Source organism: Aeromonas sp. s7(2024) (genome assembly GCF_040907825.1).
Classification (GTDB): Bacteria; Pseudomonadota; Gammaproteobacteria; order Enterobacterales; family Aeromonadaceae; genus Aeromonas; species Aeromonas veronii.
Genome location: NZ_JBFOCM010000036.1, coordinates 14,187 through 29,038, shown reverse-complemented (window position 1 = coordinate 29,038; position 14,852 = coordinate 14,187). Strand labels below are relative to the sequence as shown.

Here is a 14,852-nt window from a genome sequence, read left to right as displayed (position 1 = left end):
CAACAGGGTCACCCCTTTTCTCAGGCGAGCTGGCTCGCCAGACCTCTTGTTGTCACTTTTCTGGACTAAGCTCTAACGATCGAAGCCTCAGGCACGAACCAAGGAGCACTGTCGATGAAAGGAGATCCCAAGATCATTGCCCACCTCAACAAGGTGCTGGCCAATGAGCTGATTGCCATCAACCAATACTTCCTGCACGCCCGCATCTACGATGACTGGGGCCTCAAGGCGCTCGGGCACAAGGAGTATCACGAGTCCATCGATGAGATGAAACACGCCGACGAGCTGGTCAAGCGCGTACTGTTTCTCGAAGGGCTGCCCAATTTGCAGGATCTGGGCAAGCTGCGTATCGGTGAAACGGTGGAAGAGATGCTGCGCTGCGACCTCTCGCTGGAGATGGATGCCATCCCCGACCTCAAGGTAGCCATCGCCTACGCAGAGTCGGTGCAGGACTATATCAGCCGCGACCTGTTCCAGGAGATCCTGGAGGATGAGGAGGAGCACGTGGACTGGCTGGAGACCCAGCTAGACCTTATCGATCGCATCGGGCTGGAGAACTACCAGCAGTCGCAACTGCACCATGGTTCATCCTGAATAGTTATGGCATGAAAAAACGGTTAAAAAACCCGCTCAGGCGGGTTTTTTAATGTCTGGCTGCATAGCTTTTCACGCCACTTATCAGCATGAAAAATAAGCGTATTTTTGCTATTCAGATCGCAAAAACAGACGCTTGGGAGTTGCACTATTGGGGCCCCTCACAGGGACATACAATAACAACATGTGAAAGGACTACATCATGCACTTCCTACCCAACAAGCTCGCGCTAGCCTGCGCCATTGCCCTGTCTCTTGCCGCCTGCAATGACAACAGCTCGAACGCACCTGCAGACCCCGCAGCCACCAAAGCATCCCTGATGCAGACCATGGATGAGGCCCTGCGCGAGAGCCAGTCGCTCGACCCCTACGGTTTTGCCATCGATGCCGCCAGCATCGCCAAGCGAAAGGCACTCGACAGTTCACTGCTCCAACGACTGAATACACTGGATCCCACGGTGTTAAGTGAGCGGGATCGGCTGTTCTACGACATGATCCGCTGGGACTTGCAGATCAATCTTGAAGGATACGATTTACCCCAATCCCAGATCCCGATCCATCACTTCCGCAACCGCGTGGTGGATCTGGCAGATGACGTCGGAGCAGCCCCTGCCAGCGGCAAAGCGGCTCGCACCGTCAGCGGTGACTTCGACTATTTCGAGCACAGCTCGGCCGACAGGGTCACGCCGGGTGATGGCGCATGGCGACGGGATCTCGACCGCACAGACACAGCTCCGGCACTTGCAATGGCAACTCGAGCAAAGACAACAATGACCCCGCAGACCTGGTATCAGGAACACCTCACCTGGCTCAAGGCCTATGATGCCTATCTTGCCGAGGTGAAACACCAGTTCGAGCTGGCCAGTGTTCAGGGTAACACCTTGCCTGATGAGCTGGTAGACCGGCTGCTGGCCCAGCTCAACAGCAAGCTGGATGGGGAGGCGATCGCCGGCTCCTACCTCGGCTGGCAGCAGTTGCCGGGGGATGCCGATGCCGCACTGCGAGCAGACTACAAAGCCGTGTTGGACAGCATCAACACCCGCTATCTGGCGCTGCGCGACTATCTGGATTACCAGCATGGTGGCGCCTATGCCGTGCGCTTGGGTAGTGGCGAGTGTGACGACGGTTTCTGTGGCATGACCAACGGGCGAGACTGGTATAGCTGGCTGCTGAAGAAGCACACCACCACCAATATGACACCCGAGCAGATACATGAGCTGGGATTGAGCGAGGTAGAGCGAATCTTCGCTGCCATGGTCAAGGTATGCCATACCGTCGGCAAGTGTGACAGCGACGACGTGAGCCAGAGCAAGCAGAGCGGCCAAATCTACGCCTTCTTCCGCTATCTGAACGATCCAGCATTCTTCTATCAGAACCCGCTAGAGGTCTGGTCCGCCGGCCTCAACCCGGACAATGCAGCCGGGGCGATGCTGAGCGGGCCACAGCAGCAGGCGCTGGCCGAACACGAGCGGGCACTGCAGGAGTACAACATCTTCAAGAGCAAGGCTGCACTGGTACTGCCGGACTTCTTCGATGCCGAACGTACCATTCCCAAACTGGATTACGAGGTGGTGCCCGTCTCCTATGAAGATGCGCCATACGGCGGGGTGGCCTGGTATCAGGACGGCAACCCGCAGACCGGCCGCAAGGGGCAGTTCTTCCTCAACACATACTACCCCTATGGTCTGCAGAGCTGGAACATCAGCACCCTGCTGGCCCACGAGGCGGCGCCGGGTCACCACTTCCAGATCACCATCGCCCAGGAGCTAGCCGCCAAGGATCCCGACTTCCCGCAGTACGTGGCTAACGCCTCCTACACCTCCTATGCGGAGGGCTGGGCGCTCTACACCGAGTACCTGGCGGATCACGACATGGGGCTCTATCAGGGACGGGGCCTCTATGATCCGGCGGTGGGAGACGTGAAGGTCGAGGGATCATCCGCCTTCAACAACCAGTTGCAATACTTCGGTCGCCTCAACGAGGAGATGCTCAGGGCGATGAGGCTGGTAGTGGATACCGGTATCCACTGGTATGGCTGGAGCCACGATCAGGCTGTCAACTACATGAAGGAGAACTCGGCGCTGGGGGCGGGGGACATCAGTTCCGAGGTGCCACGCTACATGGCCTACACCGGTCAGGCGACCTCCTACAAGGCAGGCCAGCTGGCGCTGATCCGGATGCGGGAGTCGGCAGAGCAGGCACTGGGCGGAGGCTTTGACCTCAAGGCGTTCCACCACCATGTGCTGGAATACGGCATGCTGCCCATCTCGGTGTTGGAGCAGAAGAACAAGCAGTGGATTGAACAGTCGAAGTGATCACAGTTACGGCGCCCGGCAAGGCAACGGGCGCCGCTTTCGATTAGGATACGGCTCTCTGCAAATAACAATGCTACGGACGATTTCCATGGAACAGATTGCACGCGAGATGGCGCCTCACAAACGGGTGGCTCTGGTGGCTCACGACAATATGAAGACCCCTCTGCTGAACTGGGTGATGCGTCGCAAGGAGGAGCTCAAGCTGCACCATCTCTATGCGACCGGCACCACCGGCACCATGCTCGGCAAGAAGGCGCAGCTGCCCATCACCTGCCTCTTCTCCGGCCCCATGGGGGGCGACCAGCAGCTCGGCGCCCTGATCGCCGAAGGGAAGATCGATGTGCTGATCTTCTTCTGGGATCCCCTCAATGCCGTGCCCCACGATCCGGACGTGAAGGCGCTGCTGCGCCTCGCGGCAGTCTGGAACATCCCGGTCGCCACCAACGAGGCGACCGCCGATTTCATCATGGACAGCCCCCATATGCGGCAGGCGTTCAGCGTACAGATCCCGGATTACGCCGGTTATCTCAAGGCGCGCACCGAGTGATCGGCGAACCCGTCATGCAAGAGGGCCGCAACAAGCGGCCCTCTTTAATTGGGAAAATGAATCAGCCAAGGAAACAAACCGGCACCGGCTTATAGCGCCCGGGCGAGAATGCGTGCCACCCGATCCGGGTCGATATCCTGTTGTTCACCGAGCGCGGTACGTCCCACCCGCTTGAGGTTGGAGCAGACCGCCGGAATGCAGCTTTCGCTGAGGCCATAGTCGGCCAGCCGGGTACCCAATCCCATCTTCTGGAAGAACTGCTCGGTGCGGATAATCGCCTCTTCGATGCGCAGGGCCTTGTCCTCGCGGGTCGAATGCCACACCCGTTCGGCAAACTGAGCCAGCTTGTCCTGCTTCTGGCTCGCCCGCTCACGCAGCAGTGAGGGGAGCACCACCGCCAAGCTCTGGCCGTGATCAAGCCCGTAGAGCGCCGTCAACTGATGGCCGATGGCGTGAGAGGCCCAATCCTGCGGCACCCCACAGCCGATAAGGCCGTTGAGCGCCAGACTGGCCGCCCACATCAGATTGGCCCGCACCTGATAGTTGGTCGGCTCCGCCAGCGCCTTGGGGCCGTTCTCCACCAGCACCTGCAGCAAACCTTCCGCCAGCCGATCCTGTACCTCGCCCCCCACCGGAAAGGTGAGGTACTGCTCGGCAATATGGACGAAGGCATCCACCACTCCATTGCCGGTCTGGCGAGGCGGCAGACTGTAGGTGGTCGCCGGATCGAGCACCGCAAATTGCGGCTGCACCAGCGAGCTTCTGAAGGAGATCTTCACATCCCCCCGGCTCACCACCGAGGTGGGATTGCTCTCGGAGCCGGTGGCTGGCAGGGTCAGCACACAGCCCATCGGCAGCGCCTTGTGCACGCTCGCCTGTTTACCGCAGATATCCCAGGGATCATCCCCCTCGTAGCAGGCGGCAGCTGCAACAAACTTGGTGCCATCCACTACCGAGCCGCCACCGACCGCCAGCAGGAAGTCGATGCGCTCGCGCTTCACCTGCGCCACCGCCTCCATCAACAGCTCGAATCTGGGGTTGGCGCCGATGCCGGAAAACTCCTGCCACGTCACCCCTTCCAGCGCCCGGGTCAGCTGCTCATAGACGCCGTTTTGCTTGATGCTGCCACCGCCGTAGAGCACCAGCAGCCGGCTGCCGGGCGGGATCAGTTCGGGCAGGCTGGCGATCTGCCCCTCGCCGAAACAGATACGGGTCGGATTGGCATATTGGAAGTTGTACACGGCGGACTCCTCGACTGGCTCAATGCGCGGACATTGTGCGCCTGTGGGGAGGTGAGGTCAAAAGAGGTGGCAGAAGCTTGCCCATCGGCGGTCGACACTGGCCCATCGGTGCCGACCGGGTAGATCTCAGAACAGCGGCAGGATCAGGCAGTTTTGGCCTCATCTTTGGATGAGCTCTTCTTGCCGGTCAGGCGATCCATTGCCTCTTTCAGCATCGCCTCTCGCTGTTCGTTGAGCGGCTTGCTCTGCTCCGCACGCTCTTCCGGCGTCAGCTTCTTGTTATCGGCGATGGTCTTGAGCTTCTCTTCGATCTCGTTGAACTTCTTGCGATCGAAACCGAGCGCCTTGTCCACCAGCTGCTGCACCACGCCCCCCTTGTCGGAGCTCATATCCAGCGCCGGTGGCAACTTGTTGTTCTTGGCCAGATGTTCGTAGGTCAGCACCTGCTGGGCCTGACCGGTCATGCGCTGGGTGGAGAGGCTGACCATCTCCTCCCAGCCACCACCCTGACCGCCGCCACTGGCACTGTTGAGGGTAGCGAGGGCGCGGTTGTTGGAGGCGCTCTGGGCAAGCTGCTGGCTGTAGGGTTTGATATCCATGGGGGCTCCAATTCAGTGCGCATCTGCGGCAATGGGCACAGGCTGATCCGGTCACATGGGGCGTCATGCCCCACCATTATCAATTAAACCAGCAAGTTACAGGCCAACTTGTCAGATAGTGCGAAATCCAGAGATATGGCGGATCTCGCCACGCATCCCTCGCAAGCAGGCGTCAGAATCATGACTCATCTGCTGCCAGCTCACGCTGTTTTGGCACATTTTGCCGTCCACGCGCCACGATGCCAGAGAAAAGTCAGGAACCGCAGCTCGATCACAAAATAAACAACCACTCAGGAATACAATTTTGGCGCACATCGCAACCAGCCAGCCGTGTCATGGATGATCTGTTCGAAAAACCAATAACAGGCAGACCAATCTGCCGTGCTCACTCCGCTGCCAGTTCGGAGTTGCAGCCTCCCCACACCTCATCCCCTCGTCTGACTCTCACTCACCGCAATCCTTCGGGTACACCTATGAAAAAACACACCTTGAGTCTTCTCTCTGCCACCCTGCTCACCCTGCTTGGCACCAGTGCCGACGCCTGTACCGGCCTTATCGTCGGCAAGGGCGCCAGTGCCGATGGCAGCGTGATGATCGCCAGAAACGAGGATTTTGGCGTCAACAACTGGAACAAGTACCTCGCCTTCCGGCCCGCGCAGCAGAACGAGGGCAAACTCTGGAAGCTGGGCAGCGGGCTGGAAGTGCCGATGCCCAAGGCATTTTTCGCCTACTCCGCCATCCACGACTGGGATGCCACAACCAGCGACCCGGCAGGCAAATATTATGAGGAGCGCGGCATCAACGAGTTCAACGTCGCCATCTCGGCCACCACCAGTGCCGAGGTCAACGACAAGGCCCAAAAAGCCGATCCGCTGATCGAGAAGGGAGTAATTGAAGCCATCATCCCCACCCTGATCCTGCCGCAGGCCAGGACGGCCAAAGAGGGGGTCGAGCTGCTCGGCCGCTATGTGGAGCAATATGGCGCCGGTGAGGGCAACAGCCTCTATCTGGCTGATGTGAACGAGGCCTGGCTGATGGAGATCGGCTCCGGCCACCACTGGATTGCGGTGCGGGTGCCGGACGACAGCTACGCCATGGTGGCCAACGGCCTGCGCATCCACGGCGTCAATCTCGACAGCGCCGATGTGCTGCACTCGCCCAAGCTGCTGGAGTTCGTACGCGAACACAAACTGCTGGATAACGCCGACCCGAAAGAGTTCAACTTCGCCAAGGCGTTCGGGGTGATTGCCGATCCCTACAACGTGGATCGGGAGTGGCTCGGCCAGAACATGCTGACGGCCTCCCACAAACAAGCGACCCGGCAGGCGCAATATCCGCTGTTTATGAAGCCGGATGCCCCCATCGCCGTGCCGGACGTGGCCAGGCTGCTGAGCGCCACCTATGAGGGCACGCCGCTCGCGGGCAAGGCGGAGCGGCCGATCCGGGTCGATCGCCAGCTGGAATCCCACGTCATCCAGCTGCGCAAGGAGATGCCCAAAGAGCTGCAGGGATTGATCTGGCAGAGCTACGGCGTGCTGGCCGAATCTGTGATGGTGCCGATCTACAACACCCTGGAAAACTATCCCCTGCCCTATCGCACCGGCAGCGACAGCTACTCCGACGATTCCGCCTACTGGCAGTTCCGCAGCCTGACCGCGCTGGCCAGCGCCGATCCGGACAAGTACCTGCCGCTGCTGCGCGGCGTCTGGAGCAAGGAGAGCAACAAGCTTTACAAGGAGGTGGAGCTGCTCGACAAGAGCCTGAAACAGGCCTACGCCAGCGACAAGGCTACCGCCATCGGGCTGGCCGCCGACTACTCCTATGGCCAGTTGGAGCAGACCTATCGGATGGCCAAAGATCTGCGCTACAAGCTGATGACGGATCTCACCAAGCGCACCGAGAAGAAGTATTCGCCGGAGGAGTTCAAGAAGATCATGAGCCTGTGACCGGCTCGCCAACGCAAAGAGGCTCCCACGGGAGCCTCTTTTGTTTCAGCCAATCCAACAATCAGCGGCGGCTGATATTGAGCGGGCCGAAGGTCTGGGCCACCGGCATGATCTCGATGCTGTTGATGTTGACGTGGGCCGGTTGCTGACTCACCCAGAGCACGGTATTGGCGATATCTTCCGGCTGGATCGCCTCCACCCCCTGATAGACGGAGGCCGCCTTGGCATCGTCACCGTGGAAGCGCACGTTGGAGAACTCGGTGCCGCCGCACAGGCCCGGCTCCACGTTGGTGACGCGGATGGCGGTACCCGCCAGATCGGCGCGCAGGTTGAGGCTGAACTGCTTCACGAACGCCTTGGTGGCGCCGTAGACGTTGCCGCCCGGATAGGGGTAGGTACCGGCGATGGAGCCGATGTTGATGACGTGGCCGCGATTGCGCGCCACCATGCCCGGCAGCAGCAATCGGGTGAGCAGGGTCAGACCGCTGATGTTGGTGGCGATCATCTGCTCCCAATCTTCCAGATCCGCCTTATGGGCTGGCTCCAGACCCAGCGCCAGACCGGCGTTGTTGACCAGCAGATCCACCTCGCTCCACTCGGCTGGCAGCCCGTCGATGGCAGCGCGGGTGGCCGCCTTGTCCTGCACGTCGAACGCCAGCGGCAGGAACTGCTCGCCCAGCTCGTCAGCCAGCGCAGCGAGCCGCTCGGCGCGGCGACCGGTGCCGATCACCTTGTAGCCCGCCTGCACCAGCTGGCGGCTGATGGACTCACCAAAACCGGACGAGGCGCCCGTTACCATTGCAATCATCTGAACCTCCATTAACTCAACCGATATTGTTATTTGTGTTGTTGAAACCAATCTGATTTATTCATCACTCAATTCACGTCCGGTCGCCTTGCGCCAGACAAATACCACCAGATGGAGCAGCAGCAGGCCCGAGCCTCCCAGCGCGAACAGCAGGCCGGTGAGGGCGTTGACCGAGGTATCGGCGCCGCACCACCACCAAACCAGCCAGCCGACCAGGCCGATGGCGAAGGTCTGGATGGCACAGACCGGGCAGCGCCCCAGCTTGGCCCTGATGGCGGTGGCAAGACAGTTGTCGCAGCTCATCCTGCTCCTCTATTCTGCTCGTTCAACATGAACAGTTGGCCTGTGCAGAGGGCTTGCGCGCCTGAGTGCGAGCCACTCTGCGCCGCTCACGCTCCTCGTCACTCACCAGCGGCAGCACCAGCCGGTGGGCGTGCTGGTCGCGGCCATAGTAGTCCGCCAGCCGCTGCTGGGGGCGAAATCCCAATCCCTGATAGAGCGCCAGCGCCTCTTCGTTGGCGTCCCCCACTTCGAGGCGAATCGCCCCCCAGCCAGCGGCCTTGCCCTCGCGGATCACCTGCTCCAGCAGACGGCGGGCCCAGCCCAGACGGCGCACTGTCCAGCGGATGGCAAGCGCCTGAATGACCAGCCGATCCCAGCCTCTGTGCTCCAGCAGGCAGAGATAGCCCATCAGCTGATGTTTCTCGTCCAGCAGCAACAGGGTGCGCCCCTTGGCGTGGGCCAGCAGATAGTGCCAGCGGCTGCGGCCAAAGGCGACTTCGGGAGGAAAACAGTAGCGTTCCAGATTAACGATGGCGCCCAGATCATCGGTTCGGGCCGCACGTACGGTCAACACGGGGAGTCCTTGTTCGGTTATTTATCCTCAGCACCAAAAATGCGACTTGTATCACAAGTTACCAAGGCGTCATATTAGGCACTGTAACCTCTTGTTTCCCCTCGCGCCATTGTCGTGCTTGTCGGTGCATCGAAGCCCACTGGGGATCCTGCCTGTTCAGGCAGTCTGATCTGTGGAGCCGAAAATATGAGTACCTATGTCATCGTCGAAGAGCTGGGCGACTGGCCTTGCCATGCCGATTATCTGCTGACCGCCCGCACCTATCTGCAACATGGCGTGCCGACCACCGGCGGCCGACCCCGCATCATCAACCTCTGCCGCAATCTGGAGCACTTGAGCGCAGGCTACTACTGCTCGCTGCTGGCCCAGGCCCGCGGCCACCACTGCCTGCCGGGTCTGCAGGCCATCAGCCGACTGCAACCCCAGCAGCCACCGGCCAAGCTGTGGCGCAAGGCACAGGGGTGGCTGGCCCAGCAGAGCGAGGATCGGATTAGAGTGCGCGCCATCTTCGGCCAGTGCGAACAGAGCGAGCTGGCGGGACTGGCCCGCTACTACTATGGCCTGAGCCAGCTGCCGCTGCAGGAGCTGACCCTCAAGCGCGGCCGCCACGGCTGGTCCATGCGCCAGCAGCAGAGCCTGTCGCCGCTGGCGCTGAGCCCAAGCGAGAAAGAGTTGATGCTGCACCACGCCCAGGCGCTGGTGGGGACCGGTGATGAGGAGCAGGCGGCGCCGCTCTATCAGCTCGCCATTCTGGTGGATCCCGATGACGGCCGCGCCAGCAGTGACGGGCTGGCGCTGGAGCGCTTTATCCGTGCTGCTGCCGCTCAAGGCATCCGGGCCGAGATCCTGCCACCGTCGGCCATCGAGCGGCTACCGGAGTTCGACACCCTCTGGCTACGGGCCGAAACCGCGGTCGGCCACTACACCTTCGAATTTGCCCATCGCGCCGAACAGCTCAAGATGCCGGTGATCGACAGCTCCCGCGCCATCCTCGCCTGCAGCAACAAACTCTATCTCTACGAGCTGATGGTGCGCAGCGGCGTGCCCATGCCGCCCACCATGGTGGTGACCCGCCGCGGCCGCCACCATGTGGATGAGCTGGTGCAGCGGCTCGGCCTGCCGCTGATGGTGAAGGTACCCGACGGCGCGCAGGGGCGCGATCTCGCCATGGCCAGCCACGAGCAGCAGCTGGCCCGGCTGCTGGACGAGGGGCTGGGCCGCTCCGCCCTGCTGCTGGTGCAGAGCCGGATCCCCGCCGAGTTTGACTGGCGCATCGGCTTTCTCGATGGCTCGCCGCTGTTCGCCTGCCGCCGCTACCGGCCCGAACCCGGCAACCGCATTCGCCGCCGCAAGCACCCCCTCGACATGAGCCGCATCGAGGCGCTTCCGCTTAACGAGGTGCCGGAGCGGGTACTGCAGACCGCTCGCCGCGCAGTGCATCAGCTCGGCAATGGCCTCTACGGGCTCGACTTGCGCCAGCAAGGGCGTGACTGCGTGCTGCTGGAGATCGTCGACAACCCCTGGATCCGCGGCGATATCGAAGACAAGGAGGCGCAGGATCTCTACGAGCGACTGGCCCGTGCCTTCCGCCAACGGCTGGAAAACCGGGGCCAGACCACCGCATAATCCCGCCATGACTTTGTCGCCCACAATGACAAAGAGGGCCCCGTAATGGGGCCCTCTCTCATATCAAAGCGTGCTGCGGCTGACTTATTGCAGACGCAGGAAACGCCCGCTCAAGGGCGGTATCTCCACCGTTACGCTGCTGCCGCCGATGGCCAGACTCTCGCCGCTTTGCAGGTCTACCAGCGCACTGCCGCTGCGCAACTTGCCCGCCGGCAGGTTGTAGCTGAGCGCCGTGGTGGAGAGGTTGAGCAGGTAGACTATCTGCTCGCCAGCCGTCTGTTTGATGTCGCCATAGAGGCTGCCATCGGCCACCAGTTTGACTCGCTCCCCCTGATAGAGAGCGGGGTGGGCGGCACGCATCGCCAGCAGCTGGACGAGCCACTCTTTCAACTCAGCCTGTTCGCTACTTGGCACAAAGCCGGTGACACCAGGCACCTTGCCATCGCTGCGGGCCACATGATCATCGCACAAGCCCTGCGCCGCACAGTCACCACCAACCTTGGCAGCAAAGCCCGGCACCTCGTCGCCAAACTCCTCGCCATAGTAGAAGGTGATGGGGCCGGAGCGGGCCGCCATAAAGCTGAAGGCTGCCTTGTGGCGCTGCCAGTACTCGGTCGACTTGAAGTTGCCCCGCTCCAGCAGATCGCCAAAACGCACCAGATCGTGGTTGCCCAGCATCAGGTTCGGCATGGCGTGATTCGGGTAGTTCTCCACCTTGTTCCAGCTGGCATCGAGCACGCTGGCCCCCTGCCCGCCCTTGCCAGACTCCTCCACCGCCAGCGCCTGCACGATGCCGTAGCGCAACGGGAAGTCAAAGGCCGAGGAGAGCGCCGGATTGTCGCTGCTGCCGTAAGCCTGGGCGCGAATGTCATCAGCCCCCTTCCACACCTCGCCCACCATATAGCCAAGGGTGCCCCACTGCTGCCCTGCCGCCTTGCGCGCTGCGCTGGCCTGCTCCACCTCGCTGCGAATGGCGCGCCAATCATCCAGCCCAAGCTGATAGGCCTGATCGAGGCGCCAGCCGTCGATGCCGTACTGCTCGACCCAATAGCGGGCTACCTCCTTGAAGTAGGCGAGGCTCTCCGGCTTGCTGTAATCCACCAGCTGGCCGGGATAACCCGCACCACCGCTGGTGAGGGCTGGCAGACGCCCCTCTGGCGAGGGCTTGCTCACCCCTACCTTGTTGACGTGGCCAAACACCCCGTCGAGGAAGACATAGAGGCCGCGCTGGTGCGCCCCGTCTACCAGCTGTTTGAGCTTGGCATTGCTGCCAAAGTTGGGATCCACGGTAAAAAAGTCGCAGGCGAAGTAGCCGGTGGCATCGAGCTTGTTATCGCCGCCTTGCCCCGCGCAGGAGTCGAACACCGGGGTGAGCCAGATAGCGTTGACGTTGAGACTCTTGATGTGGTCGAGACTGTCGATGATCCCCTGCAGATCGCCGTTGTGCTGGGAGGGGCCATAGCCGACGCCGTAGTTGGCACTGCCGTCACCATCGGCAAACGACTCCACCATCACCTGATAGATGCGCAGGTTGCAGGCGGGTTGATCGTCGCCATAGCAGGCACGACTGGCCGTGGCGACCGGAGGGTGGGTGACCGGCGGATTGACGACGGGGGGAGCGCTCTCCCCACCTGAACTACCGCTGCCGCCGCAAGCCGCAAGTAACAGGGCAGCCCCGAGCAGGCCGCCATAGCGTAACGTTCCCTGTTTCATTGTTATGTTCCCGCTGTGAGAGCAGGCGTCTGATACGCCTGTTTTTCACCATGATAGCGATGCTCACACAGCGGTGTCTGTGACTGAAAACGTTATCTGACTCAACTGGTTAGAGCACCCCTGCCGAGGCAAAACGGTAGTTGAGCGAGAGCCAGTAGGAGCGACCCGGCTCGGGGATGCGGCCGCTCTGCTCATAGCCCAACCCGGCCTGGCTGGCGTGCACCGACTTGGAGAGGTGCTCGTAGTAGAAGGTGTAGAACAGGTTGTCCACCCCGGCCGAGAGTTGCCACCCCTTGGCAAACTGCCAGGCGCCGCTCAGGTTCATGGTGAAGAAGCCCGGAGTCTCCCCCTGATCCTGACCGGCGACCGTGCCGGAGCCGACGTCTACCCGATCCTGCGCCGCCACGGCGCGCCCCAGCAGGGTGAAACTCAGCGCTTCGTCCGGCTGCCAGCCCAGCGCCAGCTTGCCATCGAGGGGCGGCATCTGGGCCAGCGGTTTGTTGTCGCTCTGGTTTTCGCCGTAGACCACCGCCAGACCACCATCGAGACGCCACTGCTCGGCAAACTGCCAGCGCCCCTCCAGCTCGCCGCCCCGGGTCTGGGCATCGATATTGCGCACCTGGTTCGACTTGCTGTTATAGAGCAGGTAGTCCTTGATATCGGCGCTAAAGAGGGAGAGGGTCAGGTCCAGCTCGCGACTGCGCAGGGCCAACCCAGCATCCCACTGGCGACTGCGCTCCGGGTTGAGGGTGAACGGGGTACTGTCCTTGCTGCGCTCCCAGTAGTCCGGCGCCCGCTCTGCCTGCCCCCAGGCCAGATAGCTGGACCAGCGGGGCGACCACTGGTACTCGTAGCGGCCAAACCCGCTGTTCAGACTCAGGGTATCGCTGTAGAGGGTCTGTTCACCGGCGCCATAGCGGGTGGTCTCTACCCTATCCTGACGATAACCGCCCTTGTAGCTGTGAGCCCCCTGCTGACGACCCAGCTCGGCAAAGCCACCCTGCTGCTCGAAACGCAGGGTGCGCTGGCGATCCTTGGTGGCATAGTCGACCCCACTCCGACTGCGATGCTGATCCCGGTTGCTGTCTAGCCCGGCGGTCAGCAGCCAGTCGGCAGGCAGGGCGATATCGTTGGCCCAGCGCCCGCCGGTATTGCGGCGATCCGGGTTGGAGAGCATCTTCATGCCGCTGTTTGGCCGCAGGCTGAAGTTGTCCATGATGTGGTCTATGTAGTTGTCCCACAGGGTCAGCTCGCTGCGCTGCCAGTGAGTGGTGACCTGCTCCTGCTTGAGCTTCAGCCCGAAGGATTCGCGATCAAACATGGGGCCATCCATGGTGCGGTCCGCATAGGCGGCGCGGGCGTTGCTGCGCTCGGCGGTCAGTTCCAGCCAGGTGTGCTCCCTCGGCGTCCAGCCCAGCTGGGCGGTGCCGTTCTCGCGGCGATAGAAAGATCGCACCTTGTTACCGTGACCATCGCGGTAATCGTCGCTATCGGAGTGGGTGAACTGACCGCGCAGATAGCCGTCGGTCGAGCCCGCCGTCATATCCACCATCTGATCATCACGGCCAAAGCTGCCATAGAGGGCCGAGGCATCGGCCTTGAGGCCCGGTGCGGTGAACTCGGGCCTGTCCCGCTCGAACAGTACGGTTCCCGCCAGGGTGGCACCCTGCTCGAGGGATTGCGGCCCCTTCAGCACCCGGATCCGGTCAAAGGATTGGGGGAACACATAGGCGGTGGGCGGGTCCATCCGGCCGCCACACCCACCGGCCAGCATGCCGCCATCCATCTGCACGTTGAGGCGGGACATCCCCATCCCCCGCAGCACGGGATCGCCACCGAGCCCCCCTTTGCGCACCATGCTCATGCCGGTGACATTCTTCAGATAACCGGCGCCGTCGGCAGCGGGCATGGGGGAACCGGGCTTCTTGGGATCCAGTGTTACCTCCAGGGTGCTGGCGGGGCGGGTTGCCACCACCACCATAGGGTCTAGCTGTTGAACCGATTCCTGACCGGCAGCGCCGTGACAGGCGAGCCCACCAACCAGCAGGGCAAGGGGTGTGCGCATATGACAAGCCATACATTTTCCTTATGTATTTGTTTGTTTTGTTATTTTCATTCAACCAACCAAACCTTTCAGCAAGGGAAAGGTTTGCCATCTGGCCGCAAAAAAGGCCTGCGGCGCGAAAGCGGCAAGCCTCTGTCAGGTGAAGCGAAGGCAAGTTGGCAAAATGTTGCGCAGGTTTTACCCAAGTTGGCTCAGAAAGGCAAACGGGCAAACATTCCAGTAACAGGAATCTGGCGTTGGCTCACAAAAAATGGGGATTAGCTGAAGGCTTCCCGCTCATCGATGGGAGAGATGAGGTGATAGACCTCATGGGCGGATAGCGTGCAGCCAACAGGCCACTCCAGCTGGTGGTGACGGTTGATGAAGACCCGGGCGCAGTGACGCTCGCTCTCCAGCTTTGCAAACAGCGGCTGGGTTCGCCAGGGGGTCAGATCCAGCACCCCCGTGGTGCCATCCGATAACACCAGAAACAGGCGCCATCCCCGCACATACTCGACATCGATAAAGACCGGCATCCCTTCGGCTCCGATTGAGATAATTCGC

At 61.6% G+C, this 14,852-nt stretch carries 14 protein-coding genes; 6 read left to right on the top strand and 8 right to left on the bottom strand.

The window, feature by feature from the left end; translation table 11 throughout:
* The first annotated feature begins 114 nt into the window (after positions 1–114).
* The 3 genes from bfr (at position 115) to AB5Y73_RS15835 (ending at position 3,455) form a co-directional block, all read left to right on the top strand.
* On the top strand, positions 115–594 hold the full coding sequence (bfr, locus tag AB5Y73_RS15845) for a bacterioferritin (RefSeq protein WP_005335967.1): 480 nt from the start codon (positions 115–117) through the stop codon (positions 592–594).
* 202 nt (positions 595–796) lie between these two features.
* Entirely contained in the window at positions 797–2,908 is a 2,112-nt protein-coding gene (locus tag AB5Y73_RS15840; RefSeq protein ID WP_107682842.1) for a DUF885 family protein, read from the top strand.
* An 88-nt stretch (positions 2,909–2,996) separates the two neighbouring features.
* Positions 2,997–3,455, top strand: a complete 459-nt coding sequence (locus AB5Y73_RS15835; protein ID WP_005363178.1) for a methylglyoxal synthase — start codon at positions 2,997–2,999, stop codon at positions 3,453–3,455.
* Between the two features lie 89 nt (positions 3,456–3,544).
* On the opposite strand, the gene AB5Y73_RS15830 is transcribed toward AB5Y73_RS15835, so the two are convergent.
* Positions 3,545–4,696, bottom strand: coding sequence for an iron-containing alcohol dehydrogenase (locus tag AB5Y73_RS15830; protein WP_162515192.1), 1,152 nt, complete (start codon positions 4,694–4,696; stop codon positions 3,545–3,547).
* 143 nt (positions 4,697–4,839) lie between these two features.
* Complete coding sequence (locus AB5Y73_RS15825) at positions 4,840–5,295, bottom strand: hypothetical protein (protein WP_107682845.1); 456 nt, start codon at positions 5,293–5,295, stop codon at positions 4,840–4,842.
* Between the two features lie 473 nt (positions 5,296–5,768).
* Between AB5Y73_RS15825 and AB5Y73_RS15820 the strand changes: the two genes are divergently transcribed.
* The gene (locus AB5Y73_RS15820) at positions 5,769–7,241 is read left to right on the top strand and encodes a C69 family dipeptidase (protein ID WP_107682846.1); all 1,473 of its coding nucleotides are present in this window, start codon (positions 5,769–5,771) and stop codon (positions 7,239–7,241) included.
* Positions 7,242–7,302: 61 nt separating this feature from the next.
* On the opposite strand, the gene AB5Y73_RS15815 is transcribed toward AB5Y73_RS15820, so the two are convergent.
* From AB5Y73_RS15815 to AB5Y73_RS15805, 3 genes are read right to left on the bottom strand one after another with little or no spacing between them, the layout of a single operon-like run.
* Complete coding sequence (locus AB5Y73_RS15815) at positions 7,303–8,049, bottom strand: SDR family oxidoreductase (RefSeq protein ID WP_069526948.1); 747 nt, start codon at positions 8,047–8,049, stop codon at positions 7,303–7,305.
* Between the two features lie 57 nt (positions 8,050–8,106).
* Positions 8,107–8,352, bottom strand: coding sequence for a DUF3624 domain-containing protein (locus AB5Y73_RS15810; RefSeq protein ID WP_107682847.1), 246 nt, complete (start codon positions 8,350–8,352; stop codon positions 8,107–8,109).
* Between the two features lie 22 nt (positions 8,353–8,374).
* Positions 8,375–8,905, bottom strand: a complete 531-nt coding sequence (locus tag AB5Y73_RS15805; RefSeq protein WP_107682848.1) for a GNAT family N-acetyltransferase — start codon at positions 8,903–8,905, stop codon at positions 8,375–8,377.
* Positions 8,906–9,091: 186 nt separating this feature from the next.
* Here AB5Y73_RS15805 and AB5Y73_RS15800 point away from each other — a divergent pair, with 186 nt between their 5' ends.
* Positions 9,092–10,531 carry a RimK family protein gene (locus AB5Y73_RS15800; protein ID WP_107682849.1) on the top strand — a complete coding sequence of 480 codons (1,440 nt, stop codon included), beginning with the start codon at positions 9,092–9,094 and terminating at the stop codon, positions 10,529–10,531.
* A gap of 84 nt (positions 10,532–10,615) precedes the next feature.
* Here AB5Y73_RS15800 and AB5Y73_RS15795 read toward each other — a convergent pair whose 3' ends face one another.
* Together AB5Y73_RS15795 and AB5Y73_RS15790 are read right to left on the bottom strand one after the other, a co-directional pair.
* Positions 10,616–12,244, bottom strand: coding sequence for an alpha-amylase family protein (locus tag AB5Y73_RS15795; protein ID WP_107682850.1), 1,629 nt, complete (start codon positions 12,242–12,244; stop codon positions 10,616–10,618).
* 109 nt (positions 12,245–12,353) lie between these two features.
* Entirely contained in the window at positions 12,354–14,321 is a 1,968-nt protein-coding gene (locus tag AB5Y73_RS15790; RefSeq protein WP_181497054.1) for a TonB-dependent copper receptor, read from the bottom strand.
* Between AB5Y73_RS15790 and AB5Y73_RS15785 the strand changes: the two genes are divergently transcribed.
* Complete coding sequence (locus AB5Y73_RS15785) at positions 14,310–14,570, top strand: hypothetical protein (RefSeq protein WP_124928440.1); 261 nt, start codon at positions 14,310–14,312, stop codon at positions 14,568–14,570. The two genes, AB5Y73_RS15790 and AB5Y73_RS15785, sit on opposite strands and share 12 nt — an antisense overlap.
* Here the strand turns inward: AB5Y73_RS15785 and AB5Y73_RS15780 are convergent.
* Positions 14,567–14,824, bottom strand: a complete 258-nt coding sequence (locus tag AB5Y73_RS15780) for a DUF2442 domain-containing protein (RefSeq protein WP_005335997.1) — start codon at positions 14,822–14,824, stop codon at positions 14,567–14,569. The genes AB5Y73_RS15785 and AB5Y73_RS15780 overlap by 4 nt on opposite strands.
* Positions 14,825–14,852 lie beyond the last annotated feature (28 nt).